18 protein-coding genes and 1 pseudogene are annotated in these 26,092 nt (G+C 45.1%); 10 read left to right on the forward strand and 9 right to left on the reverse strand.

Features of this window, described 5'->3' with window-relative positions; genetic code table 11:
* Positions 1 to 795, forward strand: a complete 795-nt coding sequence (locus tag HMPREF1534_RS01295; protein WP_005944958.1) for a metal ABC transporter ATP-binding protein — start codon at positions 1 to 3, stop codon at positions 793 to 795.
* A 104-nt stretch (positions 796 to 899) separates the two neighbouring features.
* On the opposite strand, the gene HMPREF1534_RS01290 is transcribed toward HMPREF1534_RS01295, so the two are convergent.
* On the reverse strand, positions 900 to 3,557 hold the full coding sequence (locus HMPREF1534_RS01290) for a beta-glucosidase (RefSeq protein ID WP_005944961.1): 2,658 nt from the start codon (positions 3,555 to 3,557) through the stop codon (positions 900 to 902).
* Between the two features lie 149 nt (positions 3,558 to 3,706).
* On the opposite strand from HMPREF1534_RS01290, the gene HMPREF1534_RS01285 reads away from it, so the two are divergent.
* The 3 genes from HMPREF1534_RS01285 to HMPREF1534_RS01275 are packed head-to-tail and all read left to right on the forward strand — an operon-like array spanning position 3,707 to position 9,347.
* Positions 3,707 to 7,111, forward strand: a complete 3,405-nt coding sequence (locus HMPREF1534_RS01285; protein WP_005944965.1) for a protein O-mannosyl-transferase family — start codon at positions 3,707 to 3,709, stop codon at positions 7,109 to 7,111.
* A 15-nt stretch (positions 7,112 to 7,126) separates the two neighbouring features.
* Complete coding sequence (locus tag HMPREF1534_RS01280; protein WP_005944968.1) at positions 7,127 to 7,738, forward strand: polysaccharide deacetylase family protein; 612 nt, start codon at positions 7,127 to 7,129, stop codon at positions 7,736 to 7,738.
* A gap of 40 nt (positions 7,739 to 7,778) precedes the next feature.
* Entirely contained in the window at positions 7,779 to 9,347 is a 1,569-nt protein-coding gene (locus tag HMPREF1534_RS01275) for a sulfatase family protein (protein ID WP_005944971.1), read from the forward strand.
* 119 nt (positions 9,348 to 9,466) lie between these two features.
* On the opposite strand, the gene HMPREF1534_RS01270 is transcribed toward HMPREF1534_RS01275, so the two are convergent.
* The 8 genes from HMPREF1534_RS01270 to HMPREF1534_RS0119395 form a co-directional block, all read right to left on the reverse strand.
* Positions 9,467 to 10,645, reverse strand: a complete 1,179-nt coding sequence (locus tag HMPREF1534_RS01270) for a purple acid phosphatase family protein (RefSeq protein WP_005944974.1) — start codon at positions 10,643 to 10,645, stop codon at positions 9,467 to 9,469.
* An 87-nt stretch (positions 10,646 to 10,732) separates the two neighbouring features.
* Positions 10,733 to 11,905, reverse strand: coding sequence for a DUF4861 domain-containing protein (locus tag HMPREF1534_RS01265; protein ID WP_005944977.1), 1,173 nt, complete (start codon positions 11,903 to 11,905; stop codon positions 10,733 to 10,735).
* Positions 11,906 to 12,013: 108 nt separating this feature from the next.
* Positions 12,014 to 12,808, reverse strand: coding sequence for a gluconate 5-dehydrogenase (locus HMPREF1534_RS01260; RefSeq protein ID WP_025066860.1), 795 nt, complete (start codon positions 12,806 to 12,808; stop codon positions 12,014 to 12,016).
* A 138-nt stretch (positions 12,809 to 12,946) separates the two neighbouring features.
* Positions 12,947 to 13,789, reverse strand: coding sequence for a 5-dehydro-4-deoxy-D-glucuronate isomerase (gene kduI / locus HMPREF1534_RS01255; RefSeq protein ID WP_005944983.1), 843 nt, complete (start codon positions 13,787 to 13,789; stop codon positions 12,947 to 12,949).
* Between the two features lie 177 nt (positions 13,790 to 13,966).
* Entirely contained in the window at positions 13,967 to 15,373 is a 1,407-nt protein-coding gene (dacB, locus tag HMPREF1534_RS01250; RefSeq protein WP_005944987.1) for a D-alanyl-D-alanine carboxypeptidase/D-alanyl-D-alanine endopeptidase, read from the reverse strand.
* Between the two features lie 360 nt (positions 15,374 to 15,733).
* Positions 15,734 to 16,189, reverse strand: a complete 456-nt coding sequence (locus tag HMPREF1534_RS01245; RefSeq protein ID WP_233513513.1) for a T9SS type A sorting domain-containing protein — start codon at positions 16,187 to 16,189, stop codon at positions 15,734 to 15,736.
* 59 nt (positions 16,190 to 16,248) lie between these two features.
* Complete coding sequence (locus tag HMPREF1534_RS01240; RefSeq protein ID WP_005944993.1) at positions 16,249 to 17,490, reverse strand: M43 family zinc metalloprotease; 1,242 nt, start codon at positions 17,488 to 17,490, stop codon at positions 16,249 to 16,251.
* 36 nt (positions 17,491 to 17,526) lie between these two features.
* Positions 17,527 to 18,132: a hypothetical protein gene (locus HMPREF1534_RS0119395; protein WP_018451838.1), complete on the reverse strand. Its 606-nt coding sequence runs from the start codon at positions 18,130 to 18,132 to the stop codon at positions 17,527 to 17,529.
* Positions 18,133 to 19,214: 1,082 nt separating this feature from the next.
* On the opposite strand from HMPREF1534_RS0119395, the pseudogene HMPREF1534_RS20175 reads away from it, so the two are divergent.
* From HMPREF1534_RS20175 to HMPREF1534_RS01210, 6 genes and pseudogenes are all read left to right on the forward strand, one after another.
* Positions 19,215 to 20,316: pseudogene (locus tag HMPREF1534_RS20175) on the forward strand (VapE domain-containing protein).
* A 198-nt stretch (positions 20,317 to 20,514) separates the two neighbouring features.
* Positions 20,515 to 20,703 carry a hypothetical protein gene (locus HMPREF1534_RS0119405; RefSeq protein ID WP_032937216.1) on the forward strand — a complete coding sequence of 63 codons (189 nt, stop codon included), beginning with the start codon at positions 20,515 to 20,517 and terminating at the stop codon, positions 20,701 to 20,703.
* Positions 20,704 to 20,722: 19 nt separating this feature from the next.
* Entirely contained in the window at positions 20,723 to 23,041 is a 2,319-nt protein-coding gene (locus HMPREF1534_RS01225) for a hypothetical protein (protein ID WP_018451841.1), read from the forward strand.
* A gap of 11 nt (positions 23,042 to 23,052) precedes the next feature.
* On the forward strand, positions 23,053 to 23,586 hold the full coding sequence (locus HMPREF1534_RS01220) for a hypothetical protein (protein WP_018451842.1): 534 nt from the start codon (positions 23,053 to 23,055) through the stop codon (positions 23,584 to 23,586).
* A 29-nt stretch (positions 23,587 to 23,615) separates the two neighbouring features.
* Positions 23,616 to 24,476: a signal peptidase I gene (lepB, locus tag HMPREF1534_RS01215; RefSeq protein ID WP_229031824.1), complete on the forward strand. Its 861-nt coding sequence runs from the start codon at positions 23,616 to 23,618 to the stop codon at positions 24,474 to 24,476.
* Between the two features lie 4 nt (positions 24,477 to 24,480).
* Positions 24,481 to 25,977, forward strand: coding sequence for a transglutaminase-like domain-containing protein (locus tag HMPREF1534_RS01210; RefSeq protein ID WP_005945018.1), 1,497 nt, complete (start codon positions 24,481 to 24,483; stop codon positions 25,975 to 25,977).
* The last annotated feature ends 115 nt before the right edge of the window (positions 25,978 to 26,092 follow it).

Raw genomic sequence — 26,092 nt, forward strand, 5'->3', positions numbered from 1 at the left:
ATGACAAACCATCCTATTATACAACTAAACGATATCTCTGCCGCTTATGATGGAAAGACCGTACTCAGCCGTGTCAACCTGAACGTATATGAGCATGATTTTCTAGGTGTTATCGGCCCTAACGGAGGCGGAAAAACGACACTGATTAAATTAATCCTTGGACTGCTGAAACCGGTATCAGGCACCATCCGTTTTTATAAGAACGGCAAAGAAGTGCCGGAAATAACCATGGGATACCTGCCTCAGTACAACAGCATTGATAAGAAGTTTCCTATCTCGATATACGAAGTTGTATTGTCCGGACTCAGCAAACAGAAATCATTGTTGCACCGCTATTCCCCGGAACAGCATGAACAGGTCAGGAGAATCATTTCCCGCATGGGACTGGAAGGACTGGAAGGACGTGCTATCGGTGAGCTGAGTGGCGGACAACTGCAACGGGCACTTCTGGGACGGGCACTTGTATCCAACCCGGAAGTGGTGATACTGGACGAACCTAACACATACATAGACAAACGCTTTGAAGCAAAATTATACTCTTTGCTGGAAGAAATCAATAAAGAACGGGCGATTATCCTGGTAAGCCACGATATCGGCACTGTCTTGCAGAACGTGAAGACAATAGCCTGTGTCAACGAAACACTGGATTATCACCCCGATACAGAAGTTCCCACCGAATGGCTGGAAGAGCACTTCGGATGCCCCATTGAACTGTTGGGACACGGCAATTTCCCCCATCGCATACTGAAATGTCACTGCCACGAAGACGGGCAGACTGAAAACAAAGATAAATAATTATCTACCGTAAGAGGCTGACCCCAAAAGTATATTGCACTCAGAATGACAGAATGAGCTGCCAAACTTTTCAGCCGGCCTCCTACAGTGGATAATTATGTTTATCACATCTTTACTTTCGTTTTCAAACGGATATCCTTGGAAGAAGCACCTACCCATATCTCAAACTCCCCGGATTCAAACACCCAGTCGGATTTCTTCTCACTGAAATACTGAAAAGCATCTCTGTCCAATGTCACCGAAACATGCTTTGTCTCACCGGGACGAAGGAATACTTTTTGGAAACCTTTCAACTCCTTCAACGGACGTGCTTCCTTCGAAGCAATATCACGCACATATACCTGAGCCACTTCCGCTCCTTCATAGCCTCCCGTATTCGTTATATTGAAAGAGAGTGCAACCGACTTGTTCTTCTTGTCTATTTCCGTCAACTGCAAATCCGAATACTCGAACGAAGTATAAGACAAACCGTATCCAAACGGATAAAGCGGCTCAACCTGTTTCCGGTCATATCCACGATAACCCACGAATATTCCTTCATTATAATACACCTTCCGTTCTTTACGTGTCTCATCATAATTGCCACAAGCCGGAGAATCTTCCCATCTCTTTTCTATGGTAAAAGGCAACTTGGCTGAAGGAACCACCTTTCCCGACAGCATTTCGGCAAACGCTCGTCCTCCTGCCTGTCCCGGATACAGCAAATGCACCACTGCCTTTACCCGGTCAATCCACGGGCTCATTCTCACACCGCCTCCGGCATGCAGGCTGACAATAAGATTCGGATTTACCTCAGCCAGTTGATTTATCAATATATCCTGACCGTAAGGCAGTTCAAACGGACGGTCACGTCCTTCCAACTCAATGCTGCCGTCCAGACCGCCACAGAATATCACCACATCTGCCTGACGTGCCAACCGCAAAGCTTCCGAAAAATCAAGATTGCCTTTATAATCATATCCCAAACGAATCTCTGCCGGCAAACTTCGCTGGTTAAGGTATTCCAACTTCACATGCAGCCGTGCCCCCTTCTGACCGTCCACTGCCACTTGCCTGCAATCAAAAGACTGAGAAGCAGAGGCATCCAAGCACAACTTTCCGTCAATCCACAAACGGTATCCTCCTTGTGCGTCAACAAAGAACAGAAGACTGTCATTCCGTTCCACGGGAACATAGCCTTCCCATTCCACACGATAATCCTCGCCCAAACCTTCCTTCGGAGTTCCCCACCAAGAGAAATCCACATGCCGGTCGATTCTTTCCATCACCGGCTCCTTGTCCGAACTTTTTGCAGAGACAGAAGACGAAACAGCAGAAACACCATTATCACTATCTTCCGTTCTTCCCGCCGCCTTCGCCTGTTGCTGCATCAGCTTATCGGGCAAAGCACTGCCGTCACCTTGCCCCATTTTATAATATTTTGCTCTCAGTCCTTGTTTTCCATCCTCGGTATAAAACTTAGCAGAACGGAACAATCTCGGCTTATATGCATTGGATATTCCTTCCGCATACCACACTTCCGCATCGGGATATTCCGCCTCTATCCCTTGCAGAACAGAAGTAACATGCCAAGGATGTACCTTAGAACTGCCACCACCCCCATAAGTAGTGCCGTTTACATTATTCTGCCTGTCCGTCACCAGGTTATAACAAGCATTGGGTCCGATTACTGCAATCTTAGTCACCCGCTTCAACGGCAACAGGTTATCTTCATTCTTCAGAAGAATCATTCCCTCCTTGGCTGCCTCGTATGCCATTCGGTTGGCTTTCGGGTTATAAACAGGAATAGTCGTATCCAACTGCGGGCGGTCAAAAAATCCCATTTCGATGCAGGTTCCGTAAATCCTCCGTACCTTCTCGTTAATAGTCTCCTCCGTCACCACTCCCTGTTCAATGAGAGGTAACAATTTCTCTCTGACAAACCAGTCGTTACTGCCCATCTCAAGGTCAAGTCCATGGTTAGCAGCCTTGTCTGCCGAATAGGTACATGCCCAGTCGGACATCAGCATTCCTTTAAATCCCCATTCCTTCTTCAATATATCGATAAGATATTTATTTTCCGTACAATATACGCCGTTCAACAAGTTATAGCCGGTCATCACAGCTTTCACCCCCGCCTTTTGCACTGCTGCCTTAAATGCCGGCAAGTATATCTCTCGCAACGCACGCTCGGACACTTCCGAACTGACCCTATAACGGTCGTACTCCTGGTCATTGGCTGCAAAATGTTTCACGGTGGCTATCACACCCCTTTCCTGCACCCCCTTGATGAAAGGAACAACCATCTCCGAAGACAGATAAGGGTCTTCACCCATGTATTCAAAGTTCCGGGCCCCCTTTGAAGCTCTGTAAGTGTTCACTCCCGGCGCCAAAAGGAAGTGAATGCCCCGGGCACGCCATTCCTGTCCGTAGCAGTCGCCTACCCGGGCTGCCAAGTCCCTATTCCATGATGCCGCCAAAGACAATGCCGACGGAAAGGCTGTCGCCTTGCCGAACAATCCCCATGAAGCAAGCCCCAAAGGTCCGTCCGCCAATTTGAAAGCAGGTATACCCAATCGTTCGCAAGGATGAAGATAGAAATCCTGATAACCTGCCAACAAGTCTATCTTTTCTTCCAGTGTCATCCGACGGACTAAATCTTCCACTCTCTCCTCCACCGGCAAGTCTGCCCGGCGGAAAGGATAATCCTGAGCACTTATCTTCCATACAGAAGTACATAACAAAATGCAACAAGCGACAATTACTCTATTCATGAAATTCATATTCTTTAGATTTAATAAGTGAGGCGAAATTACAAAAAAAACTCTAAGACTAACAGTCGTAACACTAAATAACAGACATTCAGACGGTAAATAACTATTTCTTTACTATCTTTGTGCCCATCGAATGTTAACGAAACAAATATAATTTCATGAAACAGTACAAATTAGTAAACAATCTGGTTGGTTGGGTTACTTTTGTCATCGCAGCAATTACCTATTGCATGACTATTGAACCGACTGCCAGCTTCTGGGATTGCCCGGAATTTATCACTACCGGCTACAAACTTGAGGTAGGACACCCCCCCGGCGCACCTTTCTTTATGCTTACCGCCAACTTATTCAGCCAGTTCACAAGCGACCCCGGCCAAGTGGCCCGGATGGTAAACACCATGAGTGCCCTGATGAGTGCGGCGTGTATCTTATTCCTGTTTTGGAGTATCACACACCTCGTAAAAAAACTGGTATGCCCCGACGATAACGAAATGACATTGGGCAAACTCATTACTATAATGGGTTCGGGTCTTGTGGGAGCTTTGGCTTACACATGGAGCGACACCTTCTGGTTCAGTGCCGTAGAAGGTGAAGTATATGCCTATTCCAGCCTGTTCACAGCAGTGGTATTCTGGCTTATCCTGAAGTGGGAAAGCGTGGCAAACGAACCTCACAGTGACCGTTGGCTCATTCTGATAGCCTATCTGACAGGACTTTCCATTGGTGTGCACTTGCTTAACTTACTGTGTATCCCCGCCATTGTATTGGTTTACTATTACAAAAAGAACCCCGATGCCAACCTGAAAGGCAGCCTGCTTGCCTTAGCCGGCTCGATGGTGCTGGTGGCTGCTGTGCTTTATGGCATCGTACCGGGCGTAGTGAAAGTGGGCGGATGGTTTGAACTACTGTTTGTCAACGGATTAGGAATGCCTTTCAACAGCGGATTGATTGTTTACATCATCCTGTTGGCCGCCTCCATCATTTGGGGAGTATATGAAAGTTATGTGGAAAAGAGCCGCAAACGCATGAACATCTCCTTCCTTGTCACCATTGCCATGCTGGGCATCCCATTCTACGGACACGGATGGAGCAGCACGTTCATCGGCATCATTGTCTTGGCAGCATTAGGTATCTACCTGTTTGCCAAGCTGGACAAAAAATACCAAATCAGTGCACGCACGCTCAATACCTCTTTGCTTTGCATCATGATGATTATGGTAGGTTATTCATCCTACGCGCTCATCGTGATTCGTTCCACAGCCAATACACCGATGGATCAGAACTCACCGGAAGATATCTTCACGCTGGGTGAATATCTTGGCCGCGAACAATACGGAACCCGTCCTTTGTTCTACGGACAGGCTTACACCTCAAAACCGGCACTGAAGGAAGTGGACGGCGGATGCGTGTATGATGTGACAGAAGGAGCTCCGGTATATCAACGGAAAGAAAAAGCTACTCCCGACGAAAAAGACAGCTACGAAGTGGTTCGCCATAAAACAGAATATAAGTATGCACAGAATATGCTGTTCCCGCGTATGTACAGCGATGCACCCGGTCACCGGCAAGCCTACGAAGACTGGCTGGGCGGCGTGGAAGGTACACAAGTGCCTTACGACCAATGCGGACAGATGATGATGGTAAAGGTTCCTACCCAATGGGAGAACATCAAGTTCTTTTTCTCTTATCAAGTGAACTTCATGTATTGGAGATACTTTATGTGGAACTTTGCCGGACGTCAGAATGACATTCAGGGACAAGGAGAAATAGAACACGGAAACTGGATTACCGGCATTCCGGTCATTGACAAATTCCTGGTAGGTGACCAAAGCCTGCTCCCCTCCGACCTGAAGAACAATAAAGGGCATAATGTATTCTACTGTCTGCCTCTTTTACTCGGACTTATCGGTCTGTTCTGGCAGGCTTACAAAGTGAGACGCATCACCACACCGGACGGAAAAATAATCTATGAACCGATTGGTATCCAACAGTTCTGGATTGTATTCTTCCTGTTCTTTATGACCGGTCTTGCCATTGTGCTTTACCTGAACCAGACACCTCTTCAACCCCGTGAACGCGACTATGCTTATGCCGGTTCGTTCTATGCTTTCGCAATCTGGATTGGTATGGGTGTGGCAGGTATCTCAGAATGGTTACAGAAGAAAATCGGTGAAAAACCGGCATCCATTCTTGCAACAGTTGTTTGCCTGTTGGTTCCCATCCAAATGGTAAGCCAGACTTGGGATGACCACGACCGCAGCAACCGCTATGTGGCACGCGACTTCGGACAAAACTATTTGAGCACTGTTCAGGAAGAAGGCAATCCGATTATCTTCACCAATGGTGACAACGATACATTCCCCTTGTGGTATAATCAGGAGACAGAAGGCTTCCGCACCGACGTGCGTGTGTGCAACCTGAGTTACCTGCAGACAGACTGGTATATTGACCAGATGAAGCGTCAGGCATACGATTCACCTGCCGTACCTATCGACTGGAGTCGCCTGGAATATGTGCAGGGACATAACGAAGCCGTTGCCATCCGTCCCGAAGTAATGGAAAGCATCAAGAACTTCTATAAACAAAACCCCGAAGATGCTGTGAGAGAGTTCGGAGAGAATCCTTATGAACTGAAGAATATCCTGAAATACTGGGTACGCTCTCCGAAAGAAGGTCTGCAGATGATTCCTACAGACAGTATCGTCATCAAGCTGGACAAAGAAGCCATCAAACGCTCGGGCATGATGATTCCCGACTCATTGCACGGTGAGATACCCGAGTATATGAATATCTCACTGAAAGGCAAGCGTATGCTTTACAAGAGTGAACTGATGATGCTCGAAATGCTGGCAAACACCAACTGGGAACGTCCGTTGTACATGGCCATCACCGTGGGCAGCGACAATCACCTGAACTTAGGCAACAACTTCATTCAGGAAGGTCTTGCCTACCGCATCACTCCGTTCAATACCACAGCACTCAACGCACGCATCGATTCGGAAAAAATGTATGACAACCTGATGAACAAGTTTAAGTTCGGAGGCATTGACAATCCGAATATCTATATTGACGAGACAGTCATGCGCATGTGCCTGACACACCGCCGTATGTTTATCCAACTTGCCAGCCAACTGATAAAGGAAGGCAAGAAAGACAAAGCACTGGAAGTTCTCGACTATAGTCTGAAAGTAATTCCCAGCACAACCGTGCCCCATGATTATATCATGAGCAGCTCGAAAGAAATGGCAGACGATTATCTGGCTTTGGGCGAGACGGAAAAAGCAGAAGCCATCCTGAGCGACCTGGCAAACAAGGCAGTGGAATATATCAGCTGGTATCTGAGCCTTGACGACCAGCGCTTGGCCAATTCGTATGAAGAGTGTGTCCGCAATTTCTATATTCTGGACGAACTCAACAAGACTTTGGCACGTTGCAATACCGCAAGCGGTGTGGAAAGCGAAAGCGAACAGAAACCGAAATCGGATATGTCGGCACACTATGTCAAGAAGTTTGAAGAACTTTATGAAGTATTCAACAACCGCGTAGGCGGAAAAAGAAAATAAAAAGCACGCACGCTTATGTTAATAGAACAACCGCCACTGATACTCCGCATGCTCTATCCACGCGCCTTCTGGCGCATGGATAAGCATGTCAAAGCGGTCTATCTTACATTTGATGACGGACCTATTCCCGAAATCACGCCATGGGTGCTCGATTTGCTGGATAAATACAATATCAAAGCCACCTTCTTTTTGGTGGGCGACAATGTACGCAAGCATCCCGAAGAATTCAAGATGATAGTAGACCGCGGACATCGGCTGGGCAACCATACTTTTAACCATATTCGCGGATTCGAATACCGGAGCGATAATTATCTGGCCAACACCGATAAGGCAAACGAACTGATTCACACCAACCTCTTCCGACCGCCACACGGACACATGCGCTGGATGCAATATATGGTGCTCCGCCACAAATACCAGATAGTAATGTGGGACCTCGTCACCCGCGACTACAGCAAACGACTGAACGGGCGGCAAGTGCTACGCAAGGTCAAGCACTATGTGCGCAACGGCTCCATCATCACCTTCCACGACTCGCTTAAAGCAGAAAAAAACATGAAATATGCATTGCCGAGAGCCATTGAATGGTTACTGGAACAAGGATATGAATTCAAGGTGTTCGACTAATCACAGCCGGATAACCATTCAAATAAAAACACACAAAACCATGATGAAAAGAAAAACACTTCAATTACTGACCGGCGCATTGCTTTGCCAACCACTGTCGGCAGGAGAGCTCCAAGCGCAAGAACAAGACAAAGAACGCCCCAATATCCTATTCATTCTATCGGATGACCACACCTCACAGTCATGGGGCATTTACGGAGGTATACTGGCTCCGTATGTAAAGAACGACAATATCAAACGCCTTGCCGATGAAGGATGCGTGCTGGACAACTGCTTTTGCACCAATTCCATCTCTGCTCCCAGTCGCGCCACCATCCTGACAGGTGCCTACAGCCACCTCAACGGTGTAAGAACATTGGAAGACAGCTTCGACCGCGACCAGGACAATATTGCCAAACAAATGCAGGCAGGCGGCTATCAGACAGCCCTTTTCGGTAAATGGCACCTCAAGACACAACCCTCCGGCTTCGACACCTTCAGCGTGTTTCACGACCAGGGAGAATACATTAACCCGGTTTTCAAAACAGCCGAAAACTGGAAAGATGATACCGAAGGACGATACGGCACAGAAGAAAAAGGATTCTCCACCGACTTGGTGACAGACAAATGTATCCAATGGATGGAAGAACGCAACACCGATAAACCGTTCATGCTCTGCTGCCACTTTAAGGCAACCCATGAGCCGTGGGATTTCCCCGAACGCATGAAACATCTATATGATGACGTAACCTTTCCCGAACCCGACACCATGATGGAGTTCGATACCATTGCTTCGGGACGCACCTTCACCGGACGTCAGCTTGAGAACATGGGATGGCGATGGGAACAGGCATCCAAAGGCCCCTGGTGGTGCCAATATCCCGAACTCCCCTTCAGCACCGAAGGCATGGACAGTATCTCCGCCCGAAAGAAGATATATCAGAAAATGATAAAAGATTATCTGCGCTGCGGTGCCACCATCGACGATAATATCGGCCGACTGCTCCGCTATCTGGACGAAAAAGGATTGGCAAAGAATACCATCGTCATTTATGTATCAGACCAAGGATACTTCCTGGGAGAACATGGATTCTTTGATAAACGAATGATGTATGAGGAACCACTCCGCATGCCGTTTGTCATCCGCTATCCCAAAGAGATACCTGCCGGCACACGCAACAAGGATATTATTCTGAACACAGACTTTGCAGCCATGCTTGCCGACTATGCCCACGTAAAGACTCCAAACAAATCGCAAGGACAAAGTTTCCGGGACAACCTTGCCGGAAACACACCCGAAAATTGGCGCAAAGATATGTATTACCGTTACTGGACACACCACACCATTCGTCCGGCACACATCGGCATCCGCAATGAACGCTATAAGCTGATGTTCCTTTACGGCAATAAGCTGGATGCCACCGGTTCGGACGATACTCCGACTGCTCCGGCTTGGGAGTTCTATGACTTGCAGAAAGACCCGCACGAAAATCACAACGCATATAAAGATGCCGAGTATGCTCCGGTTATCAAAGAGATGAAGGCACGCTTGCTGGAACTGAGAAAAGAAGCGAATGACGAAGACAGGAACTCGGAAGTAATGCAGGAAATCATCAAAAAGAACTTTTAAGGCGCAACAAGGGAAAGAAAGGGAGTGTGGCAACTCCCCAATGGCCCATCAAATCGTCTGCTGTAGGAGGATGTGTCAAAAGAAGAAAACGCTTAGGGCAGCTGACAAACAGCTTTCATTTATTTGGCAGGGATTACAATCGTATCTACCGGCTTCCCCTGCAGATCTTTCACCTCAAGCACCAGCTGATTGCTCTCTGCCACTGCCTTAATAACTGTCTTATGTGCATTATCAATGACAGGGAACTTCACCTTATCGGTCGGTTTGTTGTTAAAATAACGATGTAAATGTCCCGAAAGCATAACATCCACACCGGCCTGATTCAATATAGGAACAAACTTTTCAAGCACTTCCATTTGCCCATGCCACAAGTTTTTATCGGGTAAAGGAGGCATGTGCGCAATGACAATCTTGTACTTTGCCTGCTTGAAATCATCCGACTGCACTGCCCGTGCCAACCATTGCGCCTGTTCCGTGCGATAACGGTCATAATCCGTAATACCACTATATTCAATGTCGGAATCCGGTTTATCTTCGCCTGTATCCAAAAAGATAAAACAAACAGGCCCCTGTCTCACCAGATAATACAAATGAGGTTCTTTAGGCGAAAAATAGCGCTGAAAAGAAGTGGCAAACAGTCCGCGGGTTTCATGGTTGCCACGTGCATAATACATCGGTTTTTCTTTTGCAAACAAATCTATGGCAACATCCATAAATCCGCTGAACAACCCTGACTCATCTTTTAGCTGAGTCAACATATCCCCATTAAAGATAATCATATCCATCTTTTTGTAGTCTGCAACCTCCAGCAATTTCGGAATATCGTCTGTACGACCATGAATATCATTAATCATTGCAAAAGAAGTCTCCGGCTTATGACGGTCGTTTGTAGTGAATACAAGCGGTTTGGCACCATATACATCCGTTGCCGCTACTTTTCCGTAAGTCACTTCCACACCTTGATGGTCCAAAACTTCCTGTGCGTATACCCGGTAACGATAACCGGTACCCGGTTTTAGTCCGCTAATCTTCACCACATGCAACAAGGAAGTGTTCTTCACACCGTTTGTTGTATCAAAAAACTTCTCCCGTTCTTTTTGATAATATGTACTACCGTCATCGGGAGCTAATTCCACCCAACCGACAGACGGCTTGCTGGCCATCCATACAATGGTTGTCTCCGTTTCTTTCAAATTCTGCAAATAAGGTCCATGTTCAATACGGATACGCTCCTGAGCAAAAGCCATACTTGCCAGACAAATACATAAGAAACCAATAATTATTCTTTGTTTCATCATCGTATTCCAGTTATTCAATAAAAAGAAAAAGTTACCTTGAAGCACACGGCTTTTTCAGGTAACTTTTTAATCATCCACTATATTCTTTTATTTCACAGTCACTGTCAATGGGTTACGTACCTGTTGGGCAAAATTCTCCAAATATTTCGTCCATTCGGTATCGGCGGCAAAACCATATTTGCTCCATCCGGAACCCCAATAGTAAACATATTCGGTTCCCGGTTCATAGTCGCTGATGCCCAACACATGTCCAAGGGCGCCACCATGTTCTTTTCGTTCTGCTTCGGGGAAGAGCTGGGCTTTTGCAGCATTCAGACTGGCAGGAAATACAGCACCCACATAAATAACGCCATTATTATTTCGCGGATTCTGAGTAGAATCGGCATAAGCAATATACCCGGCATTGGAATCGAAAGAATATCCTGTCGGATTTTCTTTATGGATAACGATACCGGCTACAATAGGAGTCACTTCTTTCAAATCAGTATAAGAAATCACTGTTTTGTTCAACTGTGAACCTTTATCCAGCGAAATAACACGAGTTTCCACTACATTGCTATCTCCTTTTATAACCAATGGATTATAAACCAATTTTGCCGTGAAACGAAGCGGACCATTATCCAACACTTCACATTCTTTCCAACAATACGGATAAGCAATGGTGCTGTCGGGGAACAAAGCTGCCGCACCGCCACCCAATGTAGGTCCTACTGCATATACATCCATACCGTTACCGTGATCTACGTGATAAGAGATATTCCTATTCAACTCGCCGTCATAGCGGTCTTCCACCACCGGTTCGGGAACACGTTTGGTAAATACGTCATAACCGTAAGCCTTTTCTCCGGTTGCCTGCAGTGCAGGACCATAAGCGCGATAAGCCGCACGGTCGTTTTCCCAAGCAATATCATCTACACGTTCGGGATAAACACGACCGCAGGAAATGACATCCACCGGTTTCGGATTACCCGGTTTAATAGTATAAGTGGCTGTGGAAGATGACTTTACCGAGGTGGGGAAAATAAGCATATCATTATAAGTGACCTGATAAGGAACTTCCAGGTCGTTTTCATCCAATACAATCACTTGCGCCGTATCCGGCAATTGCAACTTAGATGAAATTTCCGCCATGGATACTTCCACCATCTCGCCGCTGCGGTCTATAGCCAAAGGATTGGTAACAGTTACAGTAACCGGCTGCTGTTGCGAACAAGAACACAACGAACATGCCGCTGCCACTGCTAAAAAGATTTTCTTCATATTATCTATAATTAATGAAAGGAGAATGGGGTTGTGTCAAAACATGGATAATGCTGTTTTGACACATCCCCCATCCGTACCTGAAAATAACCCTTTCCGGGCTTTATATTATTTGGGTTGTTTACCGATATAAGCCAAAATACCGCCGTCAACGTAAAGCACATGACCGTTGACGAAATCAGAAGCATCTGATGCCAGGAACACAGCAGGACCCTGCAAATCTTCAGGAGTTCCCCAACGTGCAGCCGGAGTCTTGGCAATGATGAACTGGTCGAACGGATGGCGTGAACCATCAGCCTGAAGTTCACGCAACGGAGCTGTCTGAGGAGTAGCGATATAACCCGGACCGATACCGTTACACTGAATATTGTATTCACCATATTCAGAAGCAATATTACGGGTCAGCATCTTCAAACCACCCTTGGCAGCTGCATAAGCAGATACAGTTTCACGTCCCAGCTCACTCATCATAGAACAGATATTGATAATCTTTCCATGACCTTTCTTAATCATGCCGGGGATAACGGCTTTAGACACGATAAACGGAGCATTCAAGTCAACGTCGATAACCTGACGGAATTCTGCCGCACTCATGTCGCACATCGGAATACGTTTGATAATACCTGCATTGTTTACAAGGATATCGATAACACCTACCTCTTTTTCTACCTGTGCAACCAAAGCGTTCACTTGTTCTTCGCTGGTAACGTCACAAACATAACCGAAAGCCTTGATACCTTTTTCCTGATAAGCAGCCAAGCCTTTGTCTACCAATTCCTGCTTGATATCGTTGAAAACAATAGTGGCACCTGCTGCAGCAAAAGCCGATGCAATAGCAAAACCAATTCCGTAAGAAGCACCTGTTACAAGAGCTACCTTACCTTCCAATGAAAAATTCACCATAGTAATTAATTTAATGTTATTAGTATAATAATTTATTTCTTGTATTTTCTTATCCATTACGATGCCCAAAGGTAATAAAAATCTTCCGTTATCGTACACAAAACATTTAATAAAACTCTTTTTTACATCGCATTTTTATTATTTCAAGTCTGTTATCAGACAGAAATCTTGGTCTCCATAGTCAAGATTTTCACCACCCATTCCCCAGATAAAGGTATAATTATGCGTAGCAGCGGCACTGTGAACAGACCATTCGGGAGACAGGACAGCCTGCTCTCCTTTCATCCACACATGCCGTGTCTCGTCCACTTCTCCCATAAAATGGCAGACAGCATGTTCCTCGGGAACCTCAAAATAAAAATAGGCTTCCATGCGGCGGCTGTGCACATGTGCAGGCATGGTATTCCACACGCTTCCCGGCTTCAGCTCCGTCATTCCCATCTGCAACTGACAAGTAGGCAACACCTGACTTACCAACATCTTATTAATGCAACGATGGTTAGAGCCTTCCAACGAGCCCGTTTCGGCAACGATGGCATCTGCCTTGGTAATCTTTTTATCGGGATAATTACGATGTGCGGTAGTGGAATTGAAATAAAACTTGGCGGGCAGGCAGGCATCTTTGCTTTCAAAAGTCACTTCACGGTCTCCCGCTCCCAAATAAAGAGCTTCCTTATAATCCAATTCAAACACGGCATCACCGGCTCTTACCATACCGGGACCTCCCACATTGAATATACCCATTTCGCGACGGGTCAAAAAATAAGGAGCTTTCAAAGGCTCGATGGCTTCGAGCTTCAGTACTTCACCTACGGGCCGGGCTCCCCCTACCACCATACGGTCGTACATAGAATACACTATATTAACCTCATTGTCCGAAAAAACCTTTTCTATCAGAAAGTCGCGGCGTATCCTTGCAGTATCATAATGCTTGGCATCTTCGGGATGAGCGGCATAGCGAATTTCATAATTTGTTTTCATACGCTATTTATTGTGTTTGATGGTATTCATTTGATTTTCTGTTCGGGCAAAATTACAAAACATCCACCACTTCAAGATACAGTAATCGTTCAGAAAAGGTGTAAATTTTGTCCAGTTTACAGCAAAATCACTTTCACTTATTCCCAAATACGTCACACTCCGGGCGACTCATCGCCGCTATCGGGAAAGGATGTCGCAAACCTTATCTTGGAAAACACGCGCACGGCTTAATTTCAGCACGTTCTGATTAATGATGACAAAAGCCAGCTGATGCCCGTCGGCCCCTTTCACATATCCCGCCAACGAACTTACTCCTGTCACCGAACCGGTCTTGGCACGGACGTTCCCCCGCGCCTTGGTTTGCTTCATGCGATATTGCAACGTGCCGTCCACTCCGGCAATGGGAAGGGCATCATACAGCGGCAAAAAGATATCCCGGTGATAATAGGCATACTTCAAATACTCCAGCAACAATCGCGGAGAGATATAATTATATAAGGAAACGCCGCTGCCGTCTACAATTTTATAGTTATCGGGATTAAAACCGAGCACGGTCTTCATAAAATCGGCGATGGCATCCGTCCCGTCATCGGCAGTCACCCGATGGTGTGGGGCATGTTGCGCGGCAAGGTGATAAAACATGGATTCGGCACACAGGTTATCACTCTTCTTCAAGGCACGTTCCAATACCTGTCTGATGGGTCTTCTGATGGTGCAAAAGGTTGCAATGCTGTCATGGATGACGGGGCAATCTGCATAAGTATGCACACCGGAGGTAATTCCCTTCTCTTTCAACCGTTGGATAAACGTATGGAAGAAAAAGTCTTTGGAAGTATAAATATTCACCTGTCCTGTATAGGGTCGGGACACATTGCCCGAAACCGTTATTACATTGCCATTGGAAAGCCAATTGCGGGTGATTTCCAATTTCCCTGCCTGCGGGTTACGGCTCACTGCCCGATTACAAACCCGGTAATAATCTGAAACCGGAGTACAACGCACTGTCGGCAAAGAATCTTTCTGAGCAGGTGAAACGGACACATCCACACAACCGCGATTCAGCATCAGAGGAGAAAGATAAGGCTGGAATGAATAAGGAGTATCATCCCACGACCACCCCGGTCCCCAATATACGGAATCCGTCATCGATACATCGGCAGCAATGGTATCCGTCACATACCGGATACCCTGCGCTTCCACCGCCGCCACGAGGCTATCCAGGTCTTCATCCATCAGCTCCGGGTCAAAGCCCCCTATCAGATAAAGATTCCCTTTCAGTGTATCATTCTCTATTTTCCCGGTATAGCGAAGATGGGTATCCATTGTATAATCTGCCCCAAGACGGGCAAGCGCTGTGACAGAAGTAATCACCTTCTCAATGGAAGCAGGGCGATACAGTTTCTCATCCTGATACCGATAAAGAGATTCACCCGTGGTCAGGTCGAAGACCGTGATACCAACTTCGGAAGTTTTCAGGATTTCGTCGTTCAGCAAAGCATCCAGCCTTTGGGAAACAGGTTGGCTCTGGGCATAAATAGCACAAATAGTCAAGTTCAGTAATAAAAATAATACGGCTCGTTTCATTGATAGATGTATTTCCAAGAATAAAATTCATTCTAAGCCTGTTTAAAACAGGGTGGCAATATATAACAAAAGCATGGAACCTGCAAGAAAGAAAGCGAAAATCTGTTTCTCCCTTCCTCCTTTCATTAGTCGTTGAAACGCCCTGTTAATGGGGCTTCCGGTAGTGAATGGACATTCCGTATTGTCGTTTCAGCCTCCTTTCATCTGTAATACTTCTTCCGGCTTTTGAACTTTTTCGATAATACTTTACGGTAGGGGCGGACCCATGTGTCCGCCCAATGACCCCAATAACTTATTTGACACAACCCCTTTTGACTTATGAGAGTTTCGAGACACCTTCTTTATTGTGTTGGTATGTTTTTATGGAATCATTATTTTCTGATGCCGCACTTCCGTTCCGTTCGAAATGCTTAAGTGATAAACTCCCGAAGCCCATGAGACTGCATCTATCTTTATTTCAGAAACTCCCATGGCGTATTCTTTGGAATAAAGCACTTGCCGGTTTTCTGTGTAAACTACTACCGATTTGATTTTGACATCTGTTGCTGCATTAAAGACAACAGCTTGTTTTGCTTTTTGGGCAGTCAAAATGGCGTTTACTTCTGCATTGTCGGTTTTCACTACACCAATGGCAACTTCACCCAAAGCTACATTGACATCATAATAATAGTTCGTCACTTGGCAAGGAATGACGAAAAACGATTCTGCCGTGCCACAGGCATCTTTGGCCCGAATATACAAATCCCTTTCGCAGTCGGCGGGTGTCAACGAAAATGTTTTGCCACGCACAAGGCGATTACTTGCTGTGGTACACATAAAGTCAGCTCCCGGAAGAGCATCCGATGTGTTTCCTGCCTTGTCTCTATATTCCAGGCTCAGGTTGATGTTTCCGGATACATAGAGGGTTCGCCATAGTTTGTGGCATCGGTAATGCTGTATTGCCCTTGGTTGGTTTCCCAATACAAGCTTCCGATGTAGGGAGATGGTTCATTGCAAGTGGCATGGGTTGTGACAGACTTGGTTCCGGCAGGCGATGTGATGGAAGCCACGATACTGTAATAGGTTGGCTGGGTGGAAGACAAAGTCAATGTAGAAGTGGTATAGGTGGTTTTGGTAGAACCGTTTTCACTGTAGGCCGTTACTTCCCATCTCACGCTTTCATCGGCATTTAATACACTCAGCGAGTAGGTACCGCTGTTGGAGAAATGTTTGGGACCGATAATCTGTTTTTGATGAATAGTGGGGCTTACTTCTTCTCTTTGGCTAATGATGCTGCGCATTTTGGCTATTTGCTCTGCAGAGAATTTGTGTCTATAATAACCATTATAACTCATTAGATTTTTTGGATCCGGGTTATAAAAGTCACCATTGGCATCTGTTCCTGTGCCTATGTATTCTCCAAAAATATTCCATTCACAAGGATCGGCGGGAGTATCGGTCATATAATCGCCGGCTGTTGCCGAATTACTTCCATTTACAAGTTCTGCTTTTCCTCCCTCAGAATCTTTTGCAGTACCATGGTGCGTGTGGTATAATCCGAAGCAGTGGCCTAGTTCATGTGGTACAGTAGTTTCTGTATAGTAAGTTGATTGTATAACACAGGCAGAACTTACAATCCCATTTGCTATTCCTGTAGTATTGTTCCAATTTTTCCCACTTGATAACACATAAATATCAATAGCATTGTTATGTGAATTCTGTTTGCAAATTTCTTTATAGATAGATAATGTTGAATTATTATATCGGTCAGAATCAATATAGTCACTTCCTAATAAATAGAAATTGATTTTTGCAGAAGCGTAATAACCATTTAAATTAGTTATGACTGTTTGCGCTACTTCCTCTTTATTAAATCCCACTCCGCTAGAACTTCTAATGACATGGATATAAATATTTAAGGTATAAATGCTATTGTTATTAAAAACGCGAGGAGTATTGAAATACCATGCCGGTGGGTCTGTTTCTATCGTTCCACAAGAAAAACTTTCAGGGATTGAACGGCTGACAATGTTTGAAGGAGATTCTTCTGTAGAAGTCATTTCCTCTAGTTCTTCACTGCAACCATATAGACAAGTAGCCGTGCATAATGCAAGCAGATAAGTAAAAAGTTTGTTCATAGTATTATGCATTTAAAATTAATTGTTTCGTATCAATTAGTAGGGACTTTCTGCCGGTTCTCTTTTCTGAATGTCTTTTAGATGGAGAGAGTAAATGTAAGTACCACCATGGCAACCTGTTATAGGCAATCTCGCTTCATAATATAAATATAAAAGGGTGCCACTGAAGGTAACATCACCTTCATAAGCCTTGTATTCATCCTTCATGTTTTCAATTAAAAAAGATATACTATCTTCATCTCCTGTTCGGAATTCCGGTTCGTCAACAGGATAGATTATCCATCTTTTAAGGGAATTATCATACCTTAAATATCCTTTCAAATTCTCTCTTTCAAAAGGTTCTTGTTTTTCCTCCGGATAAATCCGTTTTACATCTCTGTCATCATCGCTGCAACCGTATGCTCCAACGAGCAGGCATAACACGAATAAATAATTTAAAATCTTCTTCATAAAGGTGGTGATTAAAAGGTTAATAATGGTTTTCTTGTATTTTATATAATGCAGCAGAATGTAAAATACTGCGTCTGGTTGTATGATTTTTTTAAATGCATTGATAATAAATGATTTATAAAGTAGCACCAAAATTAAAGAGCTTTCGAATGAAACTTGAACAGGCTCTAAAAGACTAAAGTGTTTTATCAAAAGATTAAGGAGTTTTTAGCAAATACCTTAGTCTTTTTTTTAAACTCCAAGGCCTTTTGGGAGGGGCGTTATAGTGCTGAAAAACGAACTTAATATGTTGATAAGCAATGCTTTGGATACTTGTTTCTGTCTAGTTGGAAAATGGTGCTGGGTTTGCAAAGTGGTGATGTAGTCAAAGTGTTGAATAACAGTGTGTTGACTGTCTTATTTAGGCTCACTAGGTCCAGGGACCACCTTTATGCTTTTGTGACCCCGAATTTGTGCTCTTGAAAGAGGTTATTTTGTTGTTTATCAGTGTTTTTTCTTTGTTAAAAGCGGACAAACCATAGTCTTTATGAGAAATAAGTATACATTTCAATCATATTGTCACGTTTCTTGCATTTTGCTTGTAGGGGCAGGCTGAAAAGAGGTGTAGAAAGTACACAAGGGATTGTGAAGGGACTCGGGAAGCGCGGCTGAAGGGAGGATGAGGGGATGTGCTGTCATTCTTAACCGACTGATTATGTGAGTATTTTAATTAAAATGTAAGGATGAACGGAAAAGAAGGATGACCGGCTTAATGAGGGGATGATGCAATCTGCCCCTACATGAAAAACATACCGAGCTTTATTAAAAAGATGCCGAGCTTTTCTGAAAACACAACGACCTTTTTTAAAAAGACTTTGAGGCTTTTTTTAAACATCAAGGTCTTTTTGGAAAACATCAAAGTCTTTTTTGCAGCATGGGAAGTGTGTCAAAACGAAACCGGGCTATCCCATCGTCAGTTGTAGGGGCAGGGTTCGCCTGCCCGAAGACACAAAACAAACCGTTTTCGGGCGAGCAAACCTCGCCCCTACGCACGAAACGACAGCATTATCCACATTTTGACCCCCGTAGGCATCGGTCTACACATACGGTGGCATAAGCCCACACGTACGTACGCATCGGCCTACACGTACGTACGCATGAGCCTGCACGTATATATGTCATTGTGTCAGGCTCCGTCATATTCTGTGCCGGGATTGGATTAGTTTGTCTTCCCTCTTGACAAACACTTTTTCATGTTTTATATTTGTAGTTCGTCAAATCTAAAAAAGTGTCTCATGAATGTATTTGCCACCCTCAAAACAGTCTTCTTCGGAAGCAAATTCCTGTCAGCTCCTGTTCCCTCCGACGGAACACCACGCCGTGACCTCGTATCCGCCCTCAACGGACTGATGCCGCTTTGTCGGACCATCCCCGGCACCCACCTGCGCTACACCAAAGTGGACGAACGATGGATGAACACACTCAGCATAGAAGCCATCGAAACAGGCATAGACTGCTGAGACAGGGATATCCAACGCTTTGTGCGCTCGCGCCGCATCAGCAAATACCATCCCTTTACAGCCTACTTTGAACAACTTCCCGAATGGGACGGCAAGGACCGCGTATCCGCACTTGCCCGCCGGGTGTCCGACGACCCGGTATGGGTGAACGGTTTCCACCGCCGGATGTTGGGACTCTCCGCCCAATGGATGCAGTTCCGGTCGGATACCAACAGTACCAACAGCGTGGCTCCCCTGCTGGTGAGCAGCCGCCAAGGATTAGGGAAAAGTACGTTCTGCCGCCTACGGCCTGATCAATCTGGATGAATTCGACAAGTTGGGTGCATCCAAAATGCCCCTGCTGAAGAACCTGATGCAGGCTTCCGCACTGAATATCCGCAAGGCCTACAAACGCAGTGCCTCGGCACTTCCCCGCATCGCCTCGTTTATCGGCACCAGCAACCGGGAGGACCTGTTGGTGGACCGCACCGGCTCACGCCGCTTTCTCTGTGTCAGCTTGGAGCACGCCATTGACTGCGTCACGCCTGTAGAGCATGAGCAACTGTACGCCCAGCTCAAGGCGGAACTTCTGTCCGGTGAACGCGGCTGGTTTAACAAGGAAGAGGAACAGGCCATACAGCAACACAACGCCCTGTTCTACAAACATATACCCGAAGAAGAGGTGTTCCGCCTTTGCTTCCGCTTTGCCACCCAAGAGGACCATCCGCAGGAAGTGCTGACCCTTTCCGCCACCCAATTATTCGAACGCATGAAAGCCACCCACCCTTCGGTCATGAGGGGCATGACCGTCTACAGCCTGAGCCGCATCCTGTCCCGGCTGGGCGAGCGGGTGCATACTGCCAAGGGGAATGTGTACCGGGTAGTGGAATCGTATTAGCAATAGTGGAAGCTTTATCAGCGGTTCGTTAGGCTTGTTCATGCCGGATAAATGCCTGATAAACAACGTAAAATCAATGGGTAACCAGGCTTTGCGGACTTGCCAGTCACCGTAGTAGTATAAAATAGTTTAACAATACATAATTGATGGTAAGATAAAAATACCCGGTCTTTAAAAGGCATATCTTTATTAAAGATTATGAGGAACACAGCAAACATAAATAATATCTCTGGAAGTAACCGATTTTTCATGTCTTTACTGTCCCTTGTCTTCTTTTTGTTTGCCATTGCTTGCCGTCCTTTGGCTGCCCGGACTTTTGAGGGAGGAAGACTGACTTCTGCTCTTTATAATTTGGAGAAACTATTAAAACAACAGCATAAAGAGTAATCTTTATCATAAAAAAATAATGGAAATGCGGCTTTATAATATAAGGTTATTATTATTTTTTCTCCTGTATTTGTTTGTTGGTCATACGTTTACTTGCCATTCGCAGGAAGAAACGCCTTCGGAGTGCAGGGAACTTCTATACCTCCAGACAGACAAGGGGATTTATGAGACCGGTGAAGACCTTTGGTTCAAGACCTACACTTTGGACGCTCAGAGCCTTGCCCTCTCCGACCGAAGCAAGACGCTGTTTGTGGAAATGCTCAATGCCAAGGACAGCATCGTGTGGCAGGAGAAATACCCCATCCTTTCCGGCATTACCGAGGGGCACGTCTATGTGGACAAGGACTTGAAGGAGGGCGATTACCGCATCCATGCCTATACCCGCTTTTCTTTTCTGAATGACACGTTGCGTCCGGTCTATCCCAAGAAGATACGTGTTATAAAGAGCATAGCCTACAAAGGAACGAATCCCCCGCAGGAAAAAGACCAACCTGTTGCCCGGTTTTCCTTCTTTCCCGAAGGTGGTTATCTGATTGACGGAATTCCCACCAAGGTGGCTTTCAAAGTACTGGATGTCAAAGGAATGCCGGCAAAAGTGGCAGGCCGGTTGCTGGAGAATGGTAAGGACATTGCTAAATTAGAGTCCGTGCACGACGGTATGGGTTTTGTGTTTATCCTTCCGATAAAAGGAGCTTCATATAAGGCGGTGTTGTCCGATGGAAGGGAGTTCCCATTTGCGGAAGTGGTATCTTCGGGGTTGTCCGTCCATTTGCGTAAACAGACGGATGAGTATCTGGAGTTTCTTCTTTCCCAACCGAAAGGGGCAGCGGCGCAGGCAATCAAGCTGGAAGGCAAAATGCGCGGCGGGCTTTGCTGCACGGCAACAGGCACCTTGAGCGAGAGATTGAAAATCCGAATCCCATTGAAAGAGTTTCCGATGCAGGGCATTGCCGAGTTTACTTTATACAATGCCGATGGTCAGCCCATGGCGGAACGCTTGGTGTATGTCCATCCCGAACGGAAATTGCACATCGAGTTGAACACGGACAGTGCGCGCTACTTTACCCGTGGCAAGGGCAAACTGAACGTAAAGGTAACGGACGAGAAGGGCAATCCTGTACAGGCGCATCTGGGGCTGAGCATTTTCGACCGTGCTTATCAGAATGAACTGAATCCTGAGAATATGCTTTCGTATTGCTACCTTTCCACCGAGATAAAGGGTAATATCCATAATCCGGCGTATTACTTTGATAGCAACAACAAAGACCGCCAGGCTGCTCTCGACCTGTTGCTGCTTACCCAAGGGTGGCGCAGGTATGTATGGGAAAAAGCTGATACGGCAATGTTGGCGGACTGTTTCCTTTCGGATGAAATCAGAGGAAGGCAGATTATCGGTAAGAAAAAGAAGCAGAAAGAGTTGGGAAATGGAGAGCAGTTGCTACAAGTTTCCGGTCCGAACACTGAAAACCGTTTTGTGTTTATAGACTCTTTGGGAAAGTTCGTGGTGCCGACGGACTTGATGCTCGGATTGCGAGGCGGATATGTTTATTTGAAGCCGATGCTGGATAAAGATGAATACAAGCCTTCCATTGTGATAGAAGAATCTTTCAGTAAGGTGGATAGCTTGCGGAAGTCTTGTCAGTCTTATTTCCCATATATGAATCCTTCGCAAGTGTTTTCGGAATTGCAGCTTGATTATCCTGTTATTAGTCAGGATAATAGTATCCTTTTATCCGAGATAACAGTTACAGGTAAGAAAGGAAGAGTATTTCGGGATAAGATGATGGGAAGGTTAGATAGCTTGGCACAAATGAAGGTTGGAGCAGCATGGGTATGCTCTGGGTGTATATCGGGGGGAGGTAATATAGAGTACCTTAATGATTATAAAGGTTATTCACATCATCCTATAGGATGTCCGGTACCTCCTCCTGGAAAAATAAGCTCCCCCGTTATCGGTCGGAAATATTATCTCATAAAATATGAGCCAAAAGGAGAGAATAACAAATGGATTCTAACGAAACTAGACGAGATTATTTGGAAAGGTGAGGAATTTACCGAAGAAGAACTTCTCCGCATGAACAACCTGTGGCGTGTGAAAGGCTATTACGGCACGCGTGAGTTCTACCAACCCGATGAGCTGGACGTGCAAAGTCCGCTACCGGATGCGCGGAACGTCTTGCTGTGGAAACCGGACATTGTCACCGATGAGAAAGGAATAGCCGAAGTAGAATTCTTCTGTTCGGACATCAATACAAGCTTTGTGGGCGTGGTAGAAGGAACGGATGGCTTAGGAAACTTAGGCACATCTCAGTGCGAGTTTAGGGTACTAAAACCATAAAAAATGATAGGATGACAAAATTAAAAAATAGATGGCTCTTGTGGATATTGCCTTTGGCTTTCTTCGTTTCCTGCAAATCGAATGAAGGACAATGGGAAAACAAGCAAATTTCCTTTCCTGAAAATATTGTATTTACAAAAGCCGGAAAGGATACGATTTATTTTGATTTTGACAAGTCGAAATGGAAGTTCTTTATTTATGCAGATACAACAGACTGCATGGGGTGTAAATTGTATCTGGACAGATGGAGCGATTTGATTGCTAAAATCAAGGCGGACGAGTCATTAAGCAAATCAGTTTCATTTGCTTTCTTCTTGTTTCCTAATGACGTGGAAGAGATGAAATTTATGCTGGACTGTGATTTACCCGACTATCCGGTCTGTATTGATGCAGATAATCGAATTGGTAGATTGAATGAATTTTCTTCTGATAAATATTTTCTATTGGATGAGCATAACCGGGTTGTTTTAGTCGGCAATCCTGTCTCCAGCCCTCAGATGGAAAAATCTTATTGGGATGAAATTATAGATAAACCTGTCAAATAACTATAACCATGAAGAGGGCTCGAAAATGGATGAATAAGGCAGTTAATGCTATCTTTGGTTTGGCCGCGCTGTTGGTGCTGTATGTTTTGGCGCAAATATTATTGTTCGCTACATTCAAAATTCCCAGTGACTCGATGGAGCCTACATTGATAGAAGGGGATGTCATATCTGTCTGTAAACCGGCTTTAGGCGCACGGATATTTAACATTTGGACTGCTCTGAAAGGCGAAGAGGTTGACGTATACAGATTGTCTGGCTTTTCTAAGGTCAGAAGGGATGATATCTTGGTTTTTAATTTTCCTTATTCGGAGTGGAATCAATGGGATGAGAATATGAAAATGAACATATCAAACTATTATGTAAAGCGTTGTGTGGCTGTCCCCGGAGATACTCTGTTTATCCATGACGGAATCTATATGATTGGTGATGGGAATGTATTGGCCGGCAATATTGAATCTCAAAAGCGAATCATGAAATTTAATCCTGATAATATTCCTGACGACCAATATTACACGCTTCCTTTCGACAGCATTGTCCGATGGAACATCAGAGAGTTCGGTCCTTTTTATATACCGGGAAAGAACGATTCCATTCCAATGAACAGAACAAACTACCTTCTGTACAAAAAAATAATAGTGTGGGAACAGGGTGAGGAAGTGCTGTTTCAGGATGAGAAAGTTTATTTGGGCAATAAAGAATTGGACGGATATCGTTTTAAGAGCAATTATTATTTCATGAGTGGGGACAATAGCATGAATTCCGTAGATTCGCGTTTTTGGGGATTGATACCTGAAGACTTTATTGTGGGAAAGGCCACCCTGGTCATTACTTCGCGCAGCCGTGATACGGGAAAGATACGTTGGAACAGAGTATTTAAAAGAATAGAGTAGTGTGATGAGAATTATAACCTATATAATATTGTCGTGCTTTATAGCTGCTTGTTCGCAAAGCCGTAGCGGTGGTGAACTCGAGCAAGCCTTGAAGCTGTCTGGAGAAAACCGCAATGCGTTAGAGGCAGTTCTTGGCCATTACAAGCACGATTCTTTAAAATACCGGGCATCCTGCTTCCTTATCAAGAATATGCCTTATCATTATTCGCAGGAAGACTATTATTTATCGCCGGAAGGGGAAAAATATAGGCCTGATATATGCAAGTTCAAGAACAAGGAAGAACTGGGAATGCATTGCGACTCATTGACACGGTGTGGGTATCTGGAAAAACATGATATGATATATGATGTCCTCTCTGTTAACAGTTCTTTTCTGATTAAGAATATAGATTTGGCTTTCATGGCATGGGAAAAGCCTTGGGCAAGGGATGTGCCTTTTGAAGTGTTTTGCGCATATATACTTCCTTACAGGGTGCAAACGGAGCAAATATCTTTCTTGCGTGAAGAGATGATGAAGCGGTTCTTGCCTTTGTTGGATTCCGCAGGAGTAAAGACACCGCTGGAAGCTTGCGTGGCATTGAATGAACATTTAAAATCGGTTGTAAGATACCAAGATACCGGCCTGCCTTTCTATCCGACCATCGAAGAGACTTATCAGTCCGGAATTAGCCGCTGTGACGGCATTTGCAATTTGGGTACATTTATAATGCGTGCGATAGGTATACCTGTTGCCGTTGATTTTACCATTTGGCCGAAAATGGATTTGGGGCATAGCTGGTGCGCGGTTTGGAATGACGGACGATTTTATAGCTTTGGTCCCGGAGAAGACCAGCCGGAAGTCCATGCAAGAATGTTTTCTCAAAAACGGCACAGAAGGCCTGCCAAGGTTTACCGTTACCAATTCAATCCTTTGCATTACGGCAAGATTTCTTCGACAGGCGGTTATCAGACATTCCTCAATACTCCTTTATGGCGTGATGTAACCCATGAATATCTTGATAAAACAACCGAATTTGAAGTACCTATCTTGGACAAGGAAAAAAACAATCTTCACGACAAGGCCTATTTGTGCGTACATAATTATTATGAATGGAAACCATTGGCTGTTGGCTCATATTTAGAAAACGGGATGTGTTCTTTTAAAAATGTGGTGGGTGATAATATCTTTATGGTAGCTGACGTAACAGACAATGGTGCTTTACGTTACCTGACCGCTCCTTTTTATGTGAGTTCAAATGGTGAAGTGCATTTGTTTATACCCCGGTCAGACCAAAAGTTCAGTTATACATTCGATAAGAAAAAAAGAAGTAGGAATTATACATTGCACTATTGGGATGTTGATAGGGAATCCTTTGTATCCATTCCTTGCAAAAGCTCAACAGATTCTACGCAAACATACGAACAGATACCAGAAAATGCATTATATTGGTTGACTTTGCCCGAACGGATAGTGAACCAAAGAGTGTTTTTTATAGAGCAGGATACCATAAGAAGGTATTAAACAGTTGAGAACCTCAGGAGGTGCAGAGCCTTTCCACCACCCGGCCGAGCGGGTACATACCGCTAAGGGGAATGTGTACCGGGTGGTGGAATGCTAGGCAGGATACTCTTTGAGA

This window comes from Phocaeicola massiliensis B84634 = Timone 84634 = DSM 17679 = JCM 13223 (genome assembly GCF_000382445.1).
Classification (GTDB): Bacteria; Bacteroidota; Bacteroidia; order Bacteroidales; family Bacteroidaceae; genus Phocaeicola; species Phocaeicola massiliensis.

Bases quoted from the DNA above. Each gene is read 5' to 3' on its own strand.
- HMPREF1534_RS01295 (WP_005944958.1), top strand. From the start codon at position 1: ATGACAAACCATCCTATTATACAACTAAACGATATCTCTGCCGCTTAT.
- HMPREF1534_RS01290 (WP_005944961.1), bottom strand. From the start codon at position 3,557: ATGAATTTCATGAATAGAGTAATTGTCGCTTGTTGCATTTTGTTATGT.
- HMPREF1534_RS01285 (WP_005944965.1), top strand. From the start codon at position 3,707: ATGAAACAGTACAAATTAGTAAACAATCTGGTTGGTTGGGTTACTTTT.
- HMPREF1534_RS01280 (WP_005944968.1), top strand. From the start codon at position 7,127: ATGTTAATAGAACAACCGCCACTGATACTCCGCATGCTCTATCCACGC.
- HMPREF1534_RS01275 (WP_005944971.1), top strand. From the start codon at position 7,779: ATGATGAAAAGAAAAACACTTCAATTACTGACCGGCGCATTGCTTTGC.
- HMPREF1534_RS01270 (WP_005944974.1), bottom strand. From the start codon at position 10,645: ATGATGAAACAAAGAATAATTATTGGTTTCTTATGTATTTGTCTGGCA.
- HMPREF1534_RS01265 (WP_005944977.1), bottom strand. From the start codon at position 11,905: ATGAAGAAAATCTTTTTAGCAGTGGCAGCGGCATGTTCGTTGTGTTCT.
- HMPREF1534_RS01260 (WP_025066860.1), bottom strand. From the start codon at position 12,808: ATGGTGAATTTTTCATTGGAAGGTAAGGTAGCTCTTGTAACAGGTGCT.
- kduI (WP_005944983.1), bottom strand. From the start codon at position 13,789: ATGAAAACAAATTATGAAATTCGCTATGCCGCTCATCCCGAAGATGCC.
- dacB (WP_005944987.1), bottom strand. From the start codon at position 15,373: ATGAAACGAGCCGTATTATTTTTATTACTGAACTTGACTATTTGTGCT.
- HMPREF1534_RS01245 (WP_233513513.1), bottom strand. From the start codon at position 16,189: ATGTGTACCACAGCAAGTAATCGCCTTGTGCGTGGCAAAACATTTTCG.
- HMPREF1534_RS01240 (WP_005944993.1), bottom strand. From the start codon at position 17,490: ATGAACAAACTTTTTACTTATCTGCTTGCATTATGCACGGCTACTTGT.
- HMPREF1534_RS0119405 (WP_032937216.1), top strand. From the start codon at position 20,515: ATGAGGAACACAGCAAACATAAATAATATCTCTGGAAGTAACCGATTT.
- HMPREF1534_RS01225 (WP_018451841.1), top strand. From the start codon at position 20,723: ATGGAAATGCGGCTTTATAATATAAGGTTATTATTATTTTTTCTCCTG.
- HMPREF1534_RS01220 (WP_018451842.1), top strand. From the start codon at position 23,053: ATGACAAAATTAAAAAATAGATGGCTCTTGTGGATATTGCCTTTGGCT.
- lepB (WP_229031824.1), top strand. From the start codon at position 23,616: ATGAATAAGGCAGTTAATGCTATCTTTGGTTTGGCCGCGCTGTTGGTG.
- HMPREF1534_RS01210 (WP_005945018.1), top strand. From the start codon at position 24,481: ATGAGAATTATAACCTATATAATATTGTCGTGCTTTATAGCTGCTTGT.